Source organism: Pseudomonas sp. H26/SER47-MNA-CIBAN-0231, assembly GCF_040310465.1.
GTDB classification, from domain to species: domain Bacteria; phylum Pseudomonadota; class Gammaproteobacteria; order Pseudomonadales; family Pseudomonadaceae; genus Aquipseudomonas; species Aquipseudomonas atacamensis.
This window is the reverse complement of record NZ_JBEOPW010000001.1, coordinates 524,553-541,501: the sequence shown is the minus strand read 5'-3', so window position 1 is coordinate 541,501 and position 16,949 is coordinate 524,553. Positions and strand designations below refer to the sequence as shown.

21 protein-coding genes are annotated in these 16,949 nt (G+C 58.6%); 12 read left to right on the top strand and 9 right to left on the bottom strand.

The annotated features are described in order from the left end of the window. Positions 1-197: 197 nt before the first annotated feature. Positions 198-563 (top strand): histone-like nucleoid-structuring protein, MvaT/MvaU family, encoded by a 366-nt coding sequence (locus AAEZ10_RS02440; protein ID WP_016774912.1) that lies wholly within the window; start codon positions 198-200, stop codon positions 561-563. A 215-nt stretch (positions 564-778) separates the two neighbouring features. Here AAEZ10_RS02440 and AAEZ10_RS02435 read toward each other — a convergent pair whose 3' ends face one another. Further along, positions 779-1,297 (bottom strand): DUF4946 domain-containing protein, encoded by a 519-nt coding sequence (locus AAEZ10_RS02435; protein WP_282385248.1) that lies wholly within the window; start codon positions 1,295-1,297, stop codon positions 779-781. A 138-nt stretch (positions 1,298-1,435) separates the two neighbouring features. Between AAEZ10_RS02435 and gloA the strand changes: the two genes are divergently transcribed. Next, entirely contained in the window at positions 1,436-1,957 is a 522-nt protein-coding gene (gloA, locus tag AAEZ10_RS02430; RefSeq protein ID WP_350567418.1) for a lactoylglutathione lyase, read from the top strand. A 252-nt stretch (positions 1,958-2,209) separates the two neighbouring features. Here gloA and ahpF read toward each other — a convergent pair whose 3' ends face one another. The 3 genes from ahpF to AAEZ10_RS02415 form a co-directional block, all read right to left on the bottom strand. After that, positions 2,210-3,772 carry an alkyl hydroperoxide reductase subunit F gene (gene ahpF / locus AAEZ10_RS02425; protein WP_350567415.1) on the bottom strand — a complete coding sequence of 521 codons (1,563 nt, stop codon included), beginning with the start codon at positions 3,770-3,772 and terminating at the stop codon, positions 2,210-2,212. Between the two features lie 124 nt (positions 3,773-3,896). Beyond that, positions 3,897-4,460 carry an alkyl hydroperoxide reductase subunit C gene (ahpC, locus tag AAEZ10_RS02420; RefSeq protein ID WP_016774916.1) on the bottom strand — a complete coding sequence of 188 codons (564 nt, stop codon included), beginning with the start codon at positions 4,458-4,460 and terminating at the stop codon, positions 3,897-3,899. 137 nt (positions 4,461-4,597) lie between these two features. Then, entirely contained in the window at positions 4,598-5,536 is a 939-nt protein-coding gene (locus AAEZ10_RS02415; protein WP_350567412.1) for a site-specific integrase, read from the bottom strand. Positions 5,537-5,713: 177 nt separating this feature from the next. Here AAEZ10_RS02415 and AAEZ10_RS02410 point away from each other — a divergent pair, with 177 nt between their 5' ends. After that, positions 5,714-6,730, top strand: a complete 1,017-nt coding sequence (locus AAEZ10_RS02410) for a DNA-binding protein (RefSeq protein WP_350567409.1) — start codon at positions 5,714-5,716, stop codon at positions 6,728-6,730. On the opposite strand, the gene gorA is transcribed toward AAEZ10_RS02410, so the two are convergent. Then, entirely contained in the window at positions 6,727-8,085 is a 1,359-nt protein-coding gene (gene gorA, locus AAEZ10_RS02405; RefSeq protein WP_122506793.1) for a glutathione-disulfide reductase, read from the bottom strand. The genes AAEZ10_RS02410 and gorA overlap by 4 nt on opposite strands. A 129-nt stretch (positions 8,086-8,214) precedes the next feature. After that, positions 8,215-9,054: a UTP--glucose-1-phosphate uridylyltransferase GalU gene (gene galU, locus AAEZ10_RS02400; RefSeq protein ID WP_024013124.1), complete on the bottom strand. Its 840-nt coding sequence runs from the start codon at positions 9,052-9,054 to the stop codon at positions 8,215-8,217. A 258-nt stretch (positions 9,055-9,312) separates the two neighbouring features. Between galU and AAEZ10_RS02395 the strand changes: the two genes are divergently transcribed. Further along, positions 9,313-9,498, top strand: coding sequence for a hypothetical protein (locus tag AAEZ10_RS02395; protein WP_016774922.1), 186 nt, complete (start codon positions 9,313-9,315; stop codon positions 9,496-9,498). Positions 9,499-9,638: 140 nt separating this feature from the next. After that, complete coding sequence (locus tag AAEZ10_RS02390; RefSeq protein ID WP_071172599.1) at positions 9,639-9,926, top strand: hypothetical protein; 288 nt, start codon at positions 9,639-9,641, stop codon at positions 9,924-9,926. Between the two features lie 3 nt (positions 9,927-9,929). Here the strand turns inward: AAEZ10_RS02390 and AAEZ10_RS02385 are convergent, their stop codons facing one another. Further along, the gene (locus AAEZ10_RS02385; protein WP_016774924.1) at positions 9,930-10,160 is read right to left on the bottom strand and encodes a hypothetical protein; all 231 of its coding nucleotides are present in this window, start codon (positions 10,158-10,160) and stop codon (positions 9,930-9,932) included. A gap of 72 nt (positions 10,161-10,232) precedes the next feature. After that, positions 10,233-10,589, bottom strand: a complete 357-nt coding sequence (locus tag AAEZ10_RS02380; RefSeq protein WP_016774925.1) for a hypothetical protein — start codon at positions 10,587-10,589, stop codon at positions 10,233-10,235. 211 nt (positions 10,590-10,800) lie between these two features. Between AAEZ10_RS02380 and AAEZ10_RS02375 the strand changes: the two genes are divergently transcribed. The 4 genes from AAEZ10_RS02375 (at position 10,801) to ada (ending at position 13,121) form a co-directional block, all read left to right on the top strand. Further along, positions 10,801-11,103, top strand: a complete 303-nt coding sequence (locus AAEZ10_RS02375; protein WP_007912251.1) for a DUF1883 domain-containing protein — start codon at positions 10,801-10,803, stop codon at positions 11,101-11,103. Positions 11,104-11,129: 26 nt separating this feature from the next. Then, complete coding sequence (locus AAEZ10_RS02370; protein ID WP_016774926.1) at positions 11,130-11,300, top strand: hypothetical protein; 171 nt, start codon at positions 11,130-11,132, stop codon at positions 11,298-11,300. Between the two features lie 7 nt (positions 11,301-11,307). Further along, positions 11,308-11,979: a DNA oxidative demethylase AlkB gene (alkB, locus tag AAEZ10_RS02365; RefSeq protein WP_350567402.1), complete on the top strand. Its 672-nt coding sequence runs from the start codon at positions 11,308-11,310 to the stop codon at positions 11,977-11,979. An 80-nt stretch (positions 11,980-12,059) separates the two neighbouring features. Further along, the gene (gene ada, locus AAEZ10_RS02360) at positions 12,060-13,121 is read left to right on the top strand and encodes a bifunctional DNA-binding transcriptional regulator/O6-methylguanine-DNA methyltransferase Ada (protein WP_243241070.1); all 1,062 of its coding nucleotides are present in this window, start codon (positions 12,060-12,062) and stop codon (positions 13,119-13,121) included. Here the strand turns inward: ada and acuI are convergent. Continuing rightward, entirely contained in the window at positions 13,111-14,094 is a 984-nt protein-coding gene (acuI, locus tag AAEZ10_RS02355) for an acrylyl-CoA reductase (NADPH) (protein ID WP_350567399.1), read from the bottom strand. The genes ada and acuI overlap by 11 nt on opposite strands. A gap of 206 nt (positions 14,095-14,300) precedes the next feature. Between acuI and AAEZ10_RS02350 the strand changes: the two genes are divergently transcribed. From AAEZ10_RS02350 to modB, 3 genes are all read left to right on the top strand, one after another. After that, the gene (locus tag AAEZ10_RS02350) at positions 14,301-15,365 is read left to right on the top strand and encodes an NAD(P)H-dependent flavin oxidoreductase (protein WP_350567396.1); all 1,065 of its coding nucleotides are present in this window, start codon (positions 14,301-14,303) and stop codon (positions 15,363-15,365) included. A gap of 186 nt (positions 15,366-15,551) precedes the next feature. Further along, on the top strand, positions 15,552-16,265 hold the full coding sequence (gene modA / locus AAEZ10_RS02345; RefSeq protein ID WP_178116977.1) for a molybdate ABC transporter substrate-binding protein: 714 nt from the start codon (positions 15,552-15,554) through the stop codon (positions 16,263-16,265). Next, positions 16,266-16,946: a molybdate ABC transporter permease subunit gene (gene modB, locus AAEZ10_RS02340; RefSeq protein WP_151551697.1), complete on the top strand. Its 681-nt coding sequence runs from the start codon at positions 16,266-16,268 to the stop codon at positions 16,944-16,946. It begins immediately after the preceding gene. Positions 16,947-16,949: the final 3 nt, after the last annotated feature.

Below are 16,949 nucleotides of genomic sequence, written 5' to 3'. Positions count from 1 at the left end.
CCAAATTGATACAAAAAGTCATTGTTGTTACATGGCGACAACATCAGGATTTACTCTTGTCGCATTAACTACTACAATTTTTTCAACCTGAGCCAGACTGGCAGGTGAGCCAATTATCACCGAGTCGCTTCCAGGCTCTTGGCTTATAGCTTTGTTTGCGGTTGGTATCAGCCAAACACACTATTGGAGTAAAGATATTGTCCAGACTCGCTGAATTTCGCGCAGCTGAAAAGGCCCTTCAGGAACAGCTCAAACAGCTGGAATCGCTGAAGAACGATGCCGGGCTGAAGAAAGAAATCGAATTCGAAGAAAAGCTCCAGGGACTGATGAAAACCTATGGCAAAGGCCTGAAAGACATCATCGCCATCCTTGATCCAAACCCGGCAAAGTCCGGTCTGCAGCAGTCCGCAGCGCCCAAGACCCGCCGCGCCCGCGTGGTCAAGGTTTATCAGAACCCGCACACTGGCGAGCTGATCGAAACCAAGGGCGGCAACCATCGCGGTTTGAAAGCCTGGAAAGAGCAGTACGGTGCAGCCACCGTGGATTCATGGTTGCGCGGTTAATCTGACGCCAACAAAAAGCCCTGCCTGATGCAGGGCTTTTTTATTGACAATATCTAACAAATGAAATGATTTTCATCGAACAAGTTGGAAATTTGTGTAACGCTTCTGAATCATCAGGCTAAACATTTTGCTGCGCGATGTTACCTCGCGCGCTTGATCAAACTATGTGCTTAATCCCTTCCGGTAAGCGAACTGCTGCGAGTTAGTACGAACGTTTATAATTTCAGGCTGTTGCGCGCCGCTTCTATATCGTCGGCGCTCGCCTTATAAACGTCGGCCTGACCGGCATATGAAAGTACGTAAGCCTTGTCTGTTTCCACAGCTGCCACCAACGTTTGTGATAATACGTGTCGACCGTTCTCGGTGACCGTGCAGGTCGTCTCCAGCCCGGACAATGAGCCGAGCGCAGCCGGATGAATTCTGTTGCAGACGCTCTGATAACCACTGCGGAAAAAATCCTTCTGGATCGATTTGCGCATCTCCAGCAGCACGCCTTGCAAATTGACCTGATGCCCCGCCTCCACTTGCGTCATCGTCAACTCCATCACCATCACCTGATTGCCATCAGCATCGAGCTTCACCGCCCGTTGCCGCGAGACTGGCGGCGCGGTTTCCGGCAATGCTTCAACCTCCCAGCCCGTCGGCCAAGTGATACTTGGTTCGGCCATTACGGGTAAAACCACAGCCGACGACAAAGCAAAAAAAACAAACACGGATTTCAACAGTCGGATCATTGCCGGACGCACTCATGGATAGAAAGCAAAGTCTGAGCCCCGCCTTCGCGCAGGGCAAGCCCGCCTTGCATTTGGCGATGCCGGCGGGCATGCGTATCATTGCGCCCATTCACTCGCCCATTTGTTATTGGAGGGCCCATGAGCCTCAACGAACTGAACACTTTCCCCGGCGTGACTGCCGCGCCAGACAGCGCAACCCGCAACTTCGTGTTCAACCACACCATGCTACGCGTGAAGGACATCACCAAGTCGCTGGATTTCTACACCCGCGTACTGGGTTTCTCGCTGGTCGAGAAGCGTGATTTCCCGGAAGCCGAGTTCAGCCTGTACTTCCTCGCGCTGGTCGATAAATCACAGATCCCGACCGACGCCGCCGCGCGTACCGAGTGGATGAAATCGATTCCGGGTATTCTCGAACTGACCCACAACCACGGCACCGAAAACGATGCCGACTTCGCCTATCACAACGGCAACACCGACCCGCGCGGTTTCGGCCACATCTGCATCTCAGTGCCGGATATCGTTGCAGCATGTGCACGTTTTGAAGAGCTGGGTTGCGATTTCCAGAAGCGTCTGACCGATGGCCGGATGAAGAGCCTGGCGTTCATCAAGGATCCGGATGGTTACTGGGTCGAAATCATTCAGCCTGCGCCGCTGTAAAAGCTGAAAGCCCCTCACCCTAGCCCTCTCCCAGAGGGAGAGGCGACTGATTGCGGGATGTTGGAGAATTACGCCGACTTGAACGATTGGCGGTGAATCCATAATCGACCGGCTCTCTCAGGTCGATGGATGACTTCAGACACCTCGGTCGGCTCCCTCTCCCTCGGGAGAGGGTTGGGGTGAGGGGTGGCTTTCCACGCGCAATAAAAAACCCATGATCGCTCATGGGTTTTTTAGTTTTCGACCTGGCAGTTACGCCGGGGCCGAAGTCCGGATCAAGTGATCGAACGCACTCAGCGAAGCCTTGGCGCCCTCGCCCACTGCGATCACGATCTGCTTGTACGGCACAGTCGTCACGTCACCCGCTGCGAAGATCCCCGAGATCGAAGTCTCGCCACGATTATCGACAATGATCTCGCCACGCGGCGACAGCTCGATGGTGCCCTTCAGCCAATCGGTGTTCGGCAGCAGACCGATCTGTACGAAGATGCCTTCCAGCTCAACCGTACGCAGCTCATCTGTAGTGCGATCCTTGTAACGCAGACCGTTGACCTTCTCACCACTGCCGGTGACTTCAGTGGTTTGCGCACTGGTGATCACCGTGACGTTCGGCAGGCTGTGCAGCTTGCGCTGCAACACAGCATCGGCGCGCAGTTGTACGTCGAATTCCAGCAACGTTACGTGCGACACGATACCGGCCAGATCGATGGCCGCTTCAACGCCGGAGTTACCGCCGCCGATCACCGCCACGCGCTTGCCTTTGAACAGTGGGCCGTCGCAGTGCGGGCAGTACGCCACGCCCTTGTTGCGGTATTCCTGCTCGCCCGGAACGTTCATTTCGCGCCAGCGTGCGCCGGTGGCGAGAATCACGCTCTTGGCTTTCAGGGTCGCGCCACTGGCGAAGCGGACTTCATGCAGCTCGCCGTTCTTGCCCGGGATCAGCTTGTCGGCGCGTTGCAGGTTCATGATGTCGACGTCGTACTGCTTGACGTGTTCTTCCAGCGCCGTGGCCAGTTTCGGCCCTTCGGTTTCCTGCACGGAAATGAAGTTCTCGATGGCCATGGTATCGAGCACCTGGCCGCCGAAACGCTCAGCCGCGACACCAGTGCGGATGCCTTTACGTGCGGCATAAATAGCCGCCGAAGCACCGGCCGGGCCACCGCCGACGACCAGCACGTCAAAGGCTTCCTTGGCGCTGATTTTCTCGGCCTGACGCTCAATCGCGCCGGTGTCGAGTTTGGCGAGGATTTCCTCCAGGCCCATGCGGCCCTGGCCGAAGTTTTCGCCGTTGAGGTAGATGCTCGGCACGGCCATGATCTTGCGATCGTTGACTTCGTCCTGGAACAGCGCGCCGTCGATGGCGACGTGGCGGATGTTCGGGTTGAGCACGGCCATCAGGTTCAGCGCCTGGACGACGTCCGGGCAGTTTTGGCAAGACAGCGAGAAGTAAGTCTCGAAGCTGAACTCGCCTTTGAGCGAGCGAATCTGCTCGATGACTTCAACGCTGGCCTTCGACGGGTGGCCGCCGACTTGCAGCAGGGCCAGCACCAGCGAGGTGAATTCGTGGCCCATTGGAATACCGGCGAAACGCAGGCTGATGTCGGCTCCAGGGCGATTGATCGAGAACGATGGCTTGCGAACATCGTCACCGCTGTCGATCAGGGTAATTTGGCTCGAAAGACTGGCAACGTCTTTCAGCAGGTCCAGCATTTCACGGGATTTCGCACCGTCGTCGAGGGATGCAACGATCTCGATCGGTTGGGTGACCCGTTCCAGGTACGATTTCAACTGGGCTTTAAGATTGGCGTCCAACATACGGGCGATTTCCTTTATTTGAGGCGAAAAAAAGCCCGAGCGAATCTCGCCCGGGCATTTTTATTGGGCGGTGCAGCTAACTTAAGAAGGTGCGGCGTGCCGCCCTGCGTTGCATGTCACAGACTTAGATCTTGCCGACCAGGTCCAGCGACGGAGCCAGAGTGGCCTCGCCTTCTTTCCACTTGGCCGGGCAAACTTCGCCTGGGTGTGCAGCGACGTACTGAGCGGCCTTGATCTTGCGCAGCAGCTCGGAAGCGTCACGGCCAACGCCGCCATCGTTCAGTTCAACGATTTTGATCTGGCCTTCAGGGTTGATCACGAAGGTGCCACGGTCAGCCAGACCAGCTTCTTCGATCAGCACGTCGAAGTTGCGCGAGATGACGTGGGTCGGGTCGCCGATCATGGTGTATTCGATTTTGCCGATGGCTGGCGAAGTGTTGTGCCAGGCAGCGTGAGCAAAGTGGGTGTCGGTCGAAACGCTGTAGATTTCCACGCCCAGCTTCTTGAACTCAGCGTAGTTGTCGGCCAGGTCTTCCAGCTCGGTTGGGCACACGAAGGTGAAGTCGGCTGGGTAGAAGAACACTACGGACCACTTGCCTTTCAAGTCAGCATCCGAGACTTGAACGAAGTCGCCGTTTTTGAACGCGGTAGCTTTGAACGGTTTTACTTGGCTGTTGATGATAGGCATCGATGACTCTCCGTCAGGGGTTATGAAGTTGATGGGTGAATCCTACCCACTCACTCGACGGAAGGCTCATTGGCAAACCTGATACTGCTGATTTGTTTTCGCTATTAGCTGACTGTATTAATAGAAGAAAACGATCTCTACGCTTGATCCGGCTTATCCATAATCCGAGCCATTCCCTGGAATGGGCTGACCTCAACATAGCGCATGGCGGATTTCATGTCCTTCCAGCCGACGTAGCTCATCAGCGACTTCAGGTCCCAGCCGCTTTGATGCGCCCATGTGGCAAAGCCACGCCGCAGTGAATGGCTGGTGTAGTTGGCGGCGGCAATCCCGGCGCGCTGCAACGCCTGGCGCAGCAGCGGAATGATACTGTTGGCGTGCAAGCCCTCCTCGCTCAGATTGCCCCACCGATCAATGCTGCGGAACACCGCGCCGCGTACCAGCGCAGCCTCTGTAATCCAATCGATATAGGCCTGCACCGGGCACAACTTCAACAGCGCCGGGGCCTGGTAGGTCTGCCCGAGGTTCTCCCGGTCGCCCTTGCTGCGCGGCAGATACAGAGTGATGCCCTTGCCAGCGCTCGCCTGCACATGCTCGATTTGCAAACGGCACAATTCGTCGCTGCGAAAGCCGCGCCAGAAGCCCAACAGAATCAGCGCGCGATCCCGATACGCCTTGAGCAAGGTCGGGCGGTCCTGTTCTTCCCGGGCCGTCTGCGCCTCCTGCTCAAGCCAATCGATCACGCGCTGCAGATCCTGCAGTTGCAGCGGCTCAGCCTGTTTTTCCTGCGCCGGGTGCAAAGCACGAATGCCCTTGAACACCTTGCGCACCACTGGCGCCTTGGTCGGATCGGCAAAGCCGTGACTGTTGTGCCACTGCGCCAGCGCCGACAGGCGCAATTTCAGCGTGTTGATCGACAGAACCCCGGCGTGCTCCACCAGATAGCGCGCAATGCTGTCAGCAGTAGCCGGGAGAAATCCGCCCCACGTCACCTCGAAATGCTCAATGGCCATGCGATAGCTACGGCGGGTGCTGTCCCGGGTGGCGGCTTGCAGGTATCGATCGATGTCACTCATGGGCAGTTTTCTCGCTGGCGTACGGGTTCAGACATGCAGGTGCGCATTTTGCCGCCTGACATTGGGTAATACCAGTATATCCCGCGTGTTTTAATTCAAATATTTACCTATATGTTCAGCATGGTACACTGCGTACTTTAGTGGCATGTACCACAGTACGTAACCGTAGGAGTTCTCATGGCCCGTGGCGGCATTACCAAAGCACTGGTGCAAATCGCGCGCACAGCGATCCTGGCTCGCGGCGAACACCCAAGCATCGATGCAGTACGCATCGAAATGGGCAACACCGGCTCGAAAACCACGATCCATCGCTACCTGAAAGAACTGGATGACGGCGCACAACCAGCAGAAGCGTCTGCAGAACCGATCGATGATGAGCTGACCGCCCTCGTCTCTCGCCTCGCCCAGCGTCTGAAAGAACAGGCGCAGGAGCCCATCGAGCAAGCCCGCGAACAGTTCGAAGAGCAACGGGAAGCACTGGAAACCGAACTGAAACAGGTTCGCCAGGCGCTGGAGAAACTCGAACACGACCACGACATTCAAGGCGCCGCGCTGCAACGCGAATCCGAAGCGCTGAGCAACACCCGCTCGATGCTGCAAACCGAACAGACGCGCAATGCCGGCCTCAACCAGGCATTGGCCGATTTTGAATTGCGCTTGCAGGACAAGGACGAACAGATCCGCTCACTGGAAGAAAAACACCTGCACGCCCGCGATGCGCTGGAGCATTACCGTAACGCCACCAAGGAACAGCGCGAGCAGGAACAGGCCCGCCACGAAGGGCAAATCCAGCAGATCCAGGCCGAACTGCGTCAAGCCCAGCAGAGCGCGTTGGTGCGTCAGGATGAGATCACACAGTTGCACCGCGACAACGAACGCCTGCTCACCGAAAACCGTGGCACCCAGCGCGAGCTGAACTTGTTGCAGGATCAGCTCAAGCAGAGCAATCAGCGGCAGGATCAATTGCTCGAGCAGGCGACGCGCATGGACAGCGAGCGCACCCTCCTCCAGGAACGTCTGCGCGTCGCGACGCTGGAAAGCCAGGCACTCAAGCAGAGCGTCGACGAGCAGACGCAACTCAATCAGTCACTGGAAAAGGAATTGCTCAAGGCTCAGGCAAGCCTTGAGGACAGCCAGCGTCTGGCGGCTGCCGTTGCGGCAGCGCCAGACTCGACCAAAGCGAAAGACGCTTAAGCGCTGACCGGCGTGCGCATGGTCACAAACTCTTCGGCAGCCGTCGGGTGCACCCCGATGGTGTCGTCGAAGTCGCGCTTGGTCGCGCCGGCCTTCAAGGCGATCGCCAGACCTTGCACGATCTCGCCAGCGTCCGGGCCGACCATGTGGCAGCCAAGCACCTTGTCGGTCTTGGCGTCGACCACCAGCTTCATCAGGGTTTTCTCCTGACAGTCAGTCAGGGTCAGCTTCATCGGCCGGAAGCGGCTTTCGAAGATCACCACTTCGTGGCCACATTCGCGCGCTTCTTCTTCGCTCAAACCGACTGTGCCGATGTTCGGCAGGCTGAACACGGCGGTCGGAATCATCTTGTAGTCCACCGGGCGGTATTGCTCCGGCTTGAACAGACGCCGCGCCACAGCCATGCCTTCGGCTAGCGCGACTGGTGTCAATTGCACGCGACCAATGACGTCGCCCAGCGCCAGAATCGACGGCTCGGTGGTTTGATACTGGTCGTCGACTTTGATAAAGCCCTTGTCGTCCAGTTGCACATCGGTGTTTTCCAGGCCGAGATTGTCCAGCATCGGACGCCGGCCGGTGGCGTAGAACACGCAGTCGGCTTCGAGTACGCGACCATCCTTGAGCGTGGCCTTCAAGCTACCGTCGGCCTGCTTGTCGATGCGCGCAATGTCGGCATTGAATTGCAGGTCGAGGCCGCGCTTGGTCAATTCTTCTTGCAGATGCTTGCGCACCGACCCATCGAAACCACGCAGGAACAGATCGCCGCGATACAGCAGCGTGGTGTTGGCACCGAGGCCATGGAAAATCCCGGCGAACTCGACCGCGATATAACCGCCACCCACCACCAGCACACGCTTGGGCAGCTCTTTGAGGAAGAACGCTTCGTTCGAACCGATCGCATGCTCGTGCCCCGGGATTTCAGGAATCTGCGGCCAGCCGCCAGTCGCGATCAAGATATTTTTGGCGGTGTAGCGCTCGCCATTGACCTCGACCTCGTGCGGCCCGACGATTTTCGCGTGCGCCTCGTGCAGGGTCACGCCGCTGTTGACCAGCAGATTGCGATAAATGCCGTTGAGGCGATTGATTTCACGGTCCTTGTTGGCGATCAGCGTGGCCCAGTCGAAGTTGGCTTCGCCCAGGTTCCAGCCGAAACCGGACGCCTGCTCGAAGTCCTCGGCAAAATGCGCGCCGTAAACCAGCAGCTTTTTCGGCACGCAGCCGACGTTGACGCACGTGCCGCCCAGATAACGGCTCTCGGCCACCGCCACTTTCGCCCCGAAGCCTGCGGCAAACCGCGCAGCCCGCACACCGCCGGAACCGGCACCAATCACATAAAGGTCAAAATCGTAGGCCATTTCTATCTCCTCGGCAGGCCATCAGCATACCCGCAGTCATCCATTGGGCAAGCACTGCCATCCATATAAGGGCGGAAAATGAAAAAGCCACCCGAAGGTGGCTTTCTTTTGCAGACGAGGCAAACGCTATCAGTAAGCTTTGCCAGTCTTGTAGAAGTTTTCGAAGCAGAAGTTGGTCGCGTCGATGTAGCCTTCAGCGCCACCGCAGTCGAAACGCTTGCCCTTGAACTTGTAGGCCATGACGCAGCCGTTCTGGGCCTGCTTCATCAGGGCGTCGGTGATCTGGATTTCACCGCCCTTGCCTGGCTCGGTCTGCTCGATCAGGTCGAAGATGTCCGGGGTCAGGATGTAGCGACCGATGATCGCCAGGTTCGACGGCGCGTCTTCCGGCTTAGGCTTCTCGACCATGCTGTGTACGCGGTAGATGTCGTCGCGGATCATTTCGCCAGCGATTACGCCGTACTTGTTGGTTTCCTGCGGATCGACTTCCTGGATAGCGACGATCGAGCAGCGGAACTGCTTGTACAGTTTGACCATCTGGGTCAGCACGCCGTCGCCGTCGATGTTGACGCACAGGTCGTCCGCCAGAACCACGGCGAACGGTTCGTCACCGATCAGCGGGCGGCCCGTCAGGATCGCGTGACCCAGACCTTTCATTTCGGTCTGACGGGTGTAGGAGAACGAGCATTCGTCCAACAGCTTGCGGATACCGACCAGGTACTTTTCCTTGTCGGTGCCCTTGATCTGGTTTTCCAGCTCGTAACTGATGTCGAAGTGGTCTTCCAGAGCACGCTTGCCACGGCCAGTGACAATGGAAATCTCAGTCAGGCCCGCGTCCAGTGCTTCTTCAACGCCGTACTGGATCAGTGGCTTGTTTACCACCGGCAGCATTTCTTTAGGCATGGCTTTGGTCGCTGGGAGGAAGCGAGTGCCGTAACCGGCTGCTGGAAACAAGCATTTCTTGATCATATAAGTCCTTGAAAAGGCTGTGTGTACGAGTTTCGAGGCAGTCTAATCAGGCGGCGTGCGCCTTACAATGCCCCGCGCTGGCTAACCGATGCCAACATAGAGAAATATTCGCGCGGATAGTTCCATCCGGGTATTTCAGCGGCGGAGTCAGCGTAGCTCAAGATCCGGGCAAACAGGATCACCATACGCTTATCAGCCCCCAATGCGAGCATTTGCCGCTATCATGGCGCCTTTGAACCAGCGAACGAGAATGACCAGATGGCTGCGGTAAAAATCATCAACGGGTATGTGATCGACAAGAAAGACGGCAAGTGGACGCTGACCACCACCAACGGCGAACACATCGCCGGACCTTTCGACAGCGAGCAGATGGCGACGGATGTAGCCTCGGTGTTCACCGATACACCTGCTTCTTCCAAGCGCCGTGGTAAAGATCAAGACTGATCCTGTCCGCACTTGCGCCAAGCCCTGCCAGCATGCAGGGCTTTTTTGTGCCATGTTGGCAAACAAGTGGCCAATCGCTATAACCTTTTCATCGCGGCGCTGTCAGAGCATCCAGTCCCCCACCTGAAGATCACGTAACCATGAACCTGAACAAACTGCAGCCGCTTCTCGCGGTATTGGTATTGAGCGGCTGTGCCACTTCGCAGCCCACCTATCTGAACAATGGCGAACAGGGCCTGAGCATCGATTGTTCCGGCGAAGCCAACTCATGGGCCATGTGCTACGAAAAGGCCGATGCCTCCTGCGCTGGCACCGGTTACCGCATCGTCGGCACCGATGGCACGCCGGCGCCCAAGGAAGATGACAAAACCCTGGGCGTTGACGTTGGCAATTACAAGACTCGCAACGTCGTGGTCGTCTGCAAGTAAGCCTTACATGTGGATTTCGGCAAACTTGATCCCGAGGCCACGGACGACCTCGATCAGATCGTCGAGCCGATTGAAAGACTCGACTTCATCATTGTCATCCACCAAAAAGTAGCTGCGCCCTGCACTCTTCTTGAAAAACACGATCCACTCACCGGGATTCGCCGGGTTCTGGATGACATGGGTGGCAGAGATAAGGCCCTCTGCGTGGCGCTCCCGCACATGCTCTCGCTTCATCACGACTCCATAAATGACAATGCCGCCACAGCAGGACTGTGACGGCATCGGGTGCTGATGTTCGCTAGTCTATCAGCCGGAAATACAGGCGTTCGCGGCTTTCTGCACATCGCGAGGGCGAACCGGCACGTTGGACATGCGCTCATGCAGCTTGATGCTGCTGCCGCCGGCGCGATCTTCGATATCAAACACGGCTGCCGGGCCTGAAGAAAGTTTACCCGGGACGATCACTCTTACACCGTCCTTCTGCGGCTGCACCTGCAACGCGCCGCGACTGTCAGCGAGCTTGTCGGTCAGGCATTGCGCATACTCCTGGGGCTTTTTGCCGGAGATCACGCTCATGGTTGGCAGCGTTTCATTGATTTCGGAAACATTTGCACAACCGGCCATCGCCAGAATCAACGGCACACACACCACACCCCACTTCATATCAATCCTCCGTCAAAGACCGTCCGACAGCACAAATGCCGCTTTTCTCCGGTGCCTTGTGCATTTAACCCGCCTGCCGTGGCGAAGTTCTGTTCAAAATTTGTCAAAGCAACGCCCGACGGCCAGATAATAACCCGTGCGGGCTGATAAACTGCGCCCATCGACAAGCTATCGTTTTGATTTAGTAGAAAAAGCCCTTCTGGAGGCGCCCATGAAATTCATTCACCAGCGCGAGCACCTCAACGAAGACGACATCGTCGTCATTCAATGCTCGCAGATGTGCAACATCCGTTTGATGAACGACGCCAACTTCCGCAGCTTCAAAAACGGCGGCCGTCACACCTACCACGGCGGCGCGTTCGACACGTTTCCGGCACGCATCACCGCACCGAGCACCGGCTTCTGGAACATCACCATCGACACCGTCAACCGCCGCGCAATCAGCGTGACTCGCAAGCCGACGCTGACCCACTCGATCAAGATCATCCGTCGCTCCAGCACTAAACTGAGCTGAGACGCACAGCCTATTGAAAGGGAAACATGACCGTGGCGCAAAAAACCAAATACGTGATCAAGTACAAACTGGACGGTGAACAGCGTTTCGAGTTCGCTGAACTGGAAACCGGCACTGACGAGGAGGCGAAAGCGGCGCTGAAGAAAATGCACGCTGACGAAGAACTCAGTGACATCAAGGTCAGCAAAGCGCTGTAACCGAATCATGCAACCGACCACGTTTGACCTGTTCGCCGACAACGAACCCGTACAGCAAGCCCGCGCCGAGCAGATCGGCGAACAATCGTGGGTGCTGCGCGGATTCGCCTTGCCGCAGGTCGAGCAATTACTGACCGAGCTCGAAGCCATTCTTGCCGCCGCCCCGCTACGCCACATGGTCACGCCCGGCGGTTTCAGCATGTCGGTCGGCACCAGCAGCTGCGGGCAGTTGGGCTGGATCACTGATCGCAGCGGTTACCGCTATTCCAGCGTCGATCCACTCAGCGGCTTGCCGTGGCCATCGATGCCGGCGGTGTTTGCCGATTTGGCCCACGAGGCGGCGAAACGCGCCGGCTTCCCGGGTTTTCAGGCCGACTCCTGCCTGATCAACCAATACGTCCCTGGCGCCAAGATGTCGCTGCATCAGGACAAGGACGAAAAGGGCTATGCCGCGCCCATCGTTTCGTTGTCGCTGGGGTTGCCGGCAATGTTTCTGTTCGGCGGTTTCGAACGCAGCGATAAAACCCGGCGCATCCCGCTGCTGCATGGCGACATGGTGGTCTGGGGCGGCGTGGACCGTCTGCGCTATCACGGCGTGCTGCCAATCAAACCCGGCCATCACCCGCTCTTGGGCGAACGGCGCATCAACATCACCTTCCGCGTCGCGGGCGTTCAATAAAAGTTTGACCGCAAGGCGCGGAGTGTCGCGGGTTACGATGCTGGTTAACCTGACTCAAACAGGTCAACGGATTCCCTCTCATGGACACGCTTTCGAAGACGATCAGAACTGAAGACGATCCACGCTGGGCCGCCGTGGTTGCCCGCGATCCGCGTGCGGACGGGCAGTTTGTCTACGCAGTAAAAACCACCGGCGTTTATTGCCGACCGAGCAGCCTTGCGCGTTTGCCGAAACCGCAGAATGTCGAGTTTTTCGACACCGCCGAAATGGCCGAAGCAGCGGGATACCGGGCAAGCAAACGCGCCAGCAAGGACCAGAATGACGCGCAGCACGCGGCGATCATCGCAGCGGCCTGCCGGCAAATCGAAGCGTCCGAGACGCTGCCCGCGCTCGACAGCCTCGCCGCCAGCGCCGGCCTCAGCCCTTTTCATTTCCATCGAGTATTCAAAGCTGCGACAGGCCTGACGCCCAAGGCTTACGCCATGGCGCATCGTTCGCGCAAGCTGCGTGCGCGCCTGGCCGACGGCGGCTCGGTGACCGACGCGCTGTATGACGCCGGATTCAATTCCAACAGCCGTTTCTACGAATCAGCCGATCAACTGCTGGGCATGAAGCCCACCGACTACCGCGCCGCCGGGCAGAACAACGACATCCGCTTTGCCGTTGGCCAATGCTCGCTGGGGGCGATTCTGGTGGCGCAAAGCGAACGTGGGATCTGCGCGATTCTGCTCGGCGACGATCCGCATCAGTTGGTCTGCAACCTGCAGGATCAGTTTCGCAACGCCAACCTGATCGGCGCCGACAGCGAATTTGAACAGTTGATCGCCAGCGTCGTCGGCTTTGTCGAAGCGCCCGCGACGAGCCTGAACTTGCCGCTGGATATACGCGGCACCGCGTTTCAGGAGCGCGTCTGGCAGGCGCTGCGGGAGATTCCCGCAGGCAGCACCGCCAGTTATGCCGAAATCGCGCAACGCATCGGCGCGCCGACTTCGATGCGCGCCGTGGCCCAGGCTTGCGGGGCCAACCGCTTGGCGGTGGCGATTCCCTGCCACCGCGTGGTACGCAGCGATGGCAACCTTTCCGGCTACCGCTGGGGCGTCGAGCGCAAACGCCAACTGCTTGAGCGCGAACTCAACGATTGACGTCGACCACCACCCTGCCCCGCAGTTTCCCGGCGAGCAGTTTGGGCGCCGCCTCAAGGGCTTCGCTCAAACTGATTTCGTGACTGATCAATTGCAGCAATGAGATATCCAGATCCTTGGCCAGCCGGTTCCAGGCCTCGATACGGCGTGCTTTGGGCTGGGTCACGCTGTTGATTCCAGCCAGCGTCACGCCGCGCAGAATGAACGGCGCTACCGAGGCCGGGAAATCCATGCCTTGCGCCAACCCGCATGCCGCAACCACGCCTTCCGAACGCGTGCTGGCGCAAGCGTTGGCCAATGTATGGCTGCCGACCGAATCGACCACCGCCGCCCAACGCTCTTTCGCCAACGGCTTGCCCGGTTCGGACAAGGTGGCGCGATCGATGATTTCGGCAGCACCCAATTGCGCCAGATATTCATGCTCGGACACGCGGCCGGTGGATGCCACCACGCGGTATCCCAGCTCGCTGAGCAAGGCAATGGCAAAGCTGCCGACCCCGCCATTGGCGCCGGTGACCAGCACTTCGCCGTGATCCGGCGTCACGCCATGGCGCTCCAGCGCCAGAATGCACAGCATCGCCGTGTAGCCGGCGGTGCCGATTGCCATGGCTTGCGCCGGGGTGAAAGCTTCGGGCAGTGGAATCAGCCAGTCACCGTTGAGCCGAGCCTTTTGCGCCAGTCCGCCCCAGTGGCTCTCACCGACGCCCCAACCGTTGAGCAGCACCCGATCGCCCGCCTTGAAATCGGCATGGGAACTGGACTCGACAGTTCCCGCCAGATCGATCCCCGGCACCATGGGAAACTTGCGCACCACCGGGCTGCTGCCGGTAATCGCCAGGCCGTCTTTGAAATTCAGGGTGCTGTACGCGACGTTCACGCTGACATTGCCTTCGGGCAGTTGCTGCTCATCGATTTGCTGCAGATTGGCGCGATAACCGTTGTCGTCTTTGTCGATCAGAATGGCGTTGAACATGACGGCCTCTCGAAAATAATGGGAAGAAAGCGTGCCCTGAAATAACACATCGCAACACATTGCCACACTCGACTTTCGCCAAGCCACCCGCACCGACGCTGAAAAACTGCACGTGATGTTCAGAATTTCAGACTGGCCCCGCAGCCGGTTTTACTGCTAAAACCGCCTGCCGTCCCTGCCCGTTTCATCGTTCGGAGATTCGTTATATGAGCCAGTGGCCAGACACCCGCATCCTTGATCTTCTCGGTATCGAACTGCCGATCATCCAGGGCCCGATGGCCGGGGCGACCAACTCTTCGATGGTGATTGCCGTGTGCAATGCCGGTGGCCTCGGTTCAATGCCCGCAGCGATGCTGAGCATCGAGCAACTGCGCGAAGAACTGAAAACGATTCGCCAGCACACCACCAAGCCGTTCAACGTCAATTTCTTCTGCCACCAGCCACCGGCGCCTGATGAACAGCGGGCCCGTGACTGGAAAAACCTGCTCGAACCTTACTACCGTGAATTGGGTGCCGATTTCGACGCGCCGACCCCGGTTTCCAACCGTGCTCCGTTCGACGAGGCCGCGTGTGCCTTGCTCGAAGAGTTCCGACCCGAGGTGGTGAGTTTCCATTTCGGGCTACCGGAAAAAACCCTGCTTGATCGGGTCAAGGCGACCGGGGCGAAAATCCTTTCGTCTGCGACTACGGTCGAAGAAGCGATCTGGCTGGAGCAACACGGCTGCGATGCGATCATCGCCATGGGCTATGAGGCTGGTGGCCATCGCGGGATGTTTCTCAGCGAGGATCTGAGCACCCAGGTCGGCACCTTCGCCCTGGTGCCGCTGGTGGTCGACGCGGTGAAAGTGCCGGTGATCGCGGCGGGCGCGATCAGCGATGCGCGGGGTGTTGCAGCGGCGTTGATGCTCGGCGCCTCGGCGGTGCAAGTTGGTACGGCGTACCTGTTCACGCCGGAAGCCAAAGTCAGCGCCTCACACCACAAGGCCCTGCGCACCGCCAAGGAAAGCCAGACCGCCATCACCAACATTTTTACCGGACGCCCGGCACGGGGCATTGTCAATCGGGCGATGCGTGAACTCGGCCCGATGTCAGCGCAGGCGCCGGCCTTCCCCTTGGCTGGCGGTGCGCTGATGCCGCTGCGGGCCAAGGATGACGCCGAGTTTGCCAACCTCTGGGCCGGACAGGCGCTCACGCTCGGCAAGGATATCGGCAGCGCTGAACTGACCCGGCAACTCGCCGAAGGCGCCTTGGCGAAACTCAACCGCCACTAAATTTACGTGGCGAGCGGATTTATTCCCTCGCCACTTGGCGACGTATCGCTATATATTTCCGTATACAGCGATTGCGCCCGTGCATCGGCGTTATCCAAAGCGAGCATTTACCGCCGATCACGGAGCCTTTACATGACACTTGCTGCCACACGCTTCGCCCCTGCCTGCTTCGCTTCACTCCTCGCAATGTTCAGCATGGGCGCCGCGCAGGCTGACGAAGTGCAAGTGGCGGTCGCCGCCAATTTCACCGCGCCAATCCAGGCCATCGCTGCCGACTTCGAAAAAGACACCGGCCACAAACTGGTCGCCGCCTATGGTGCAACCGGCCAGTTCTACACCCAGATCAAAAACGGCGCGCCCTTCGAAGTGTTTCTCGCTGCTGACGACGCGACCCCGGCAAAGCTTGAGCAGGAAGGCGAAACCGTCAAAGGTTCGCGCTTCACCTACGCCATTGGCACCCTGGCGCTGTGGTCGGCAAAAGAAGGTTATGTCGATGCACAGGGTGACGTGCTGAAAACCAACCAATACCAGCACTTGTCCATCGCCAACCCGAAAGCCGCGCCATACGGTCTCGCCGCCACCCAGGTGCTGGAAAAACTCCAGTTGAGCGAAGCCACGAAAAGCAAAATCGTTGAAGGCCAGAACATCACGCAGGCCTACCAGTTCGTCTCCACCGGCAACGCCGAACTGGGCTTCGTGGCCCTGTCGCAAATCTACAAGGACGGCAAAGTCAGCAGTGGCTCGGCATGGATTGTCCCGGCCGCTCTGCATGATCCGATCAAACAGGACGCGGTGATCTTGAACAAAGGCAAGGACAGCGCTGCTGCCAAGGCTCTGGTCGATTACCTCAAAGGGCCGAAAGCCGCTGCGGTGATCAAATCCTTCGGATATGAACTGTAAATGTCACTGACCAGTGCCGACTTCGCCGCGATCTGGCTGACCCTGAAACTGGCGTCGCTGACCACAGTGATCCTGCTGCTGATCGGCACGCCGATCGCGTTATGGCTGTCGCGCACCTCGTCGTGGTTGCGCGGGCCGATTGGCGCCATCGTTGCCCTGCCGCTGGTGCTGCCGCCGACGGTGATCGGCTTTTATCTGTTGCTGGCGCTGGGGCCGCACGGTTTTCTCGGTCAGTTCACTCAATGGCTGGGGCTGGGCACGTTGACGTTCAGTTTCACCGGGCTGGTCATCGGCTCGGTGATCTACTCCATGCCGTTCGTGGTGCAGCCGCTGCAAAACGCTTTCTCGGCGATTGGCACCCGCCCGCTCGAAGTCGCGGCGACCTTGCGCGCCAATCCCTGGGACACGTTCTTCAGCGTGATCCTGCCGCTGGCGCGCCCCGGCTTCATCACCGCAGCGATTCTCGGCTTCGCCCACACCGTGGGTGAATTCGGCGTGGTGCTGATGATCGGCGGCAACATCCCCGACAAGACCCGCGTGGTCTCGGTGCAGATTTACGACCACGTCGAAGCGCTGGAATATGCGCAGGCGCACTGGCTGTCCGCGGCGATGCTGGTGTTTTCGTTTCTGGTGTTGCTGGCGCTGTACTCCAGCCGCAAGACCCGCGCAGGCTGGAGCTGATCG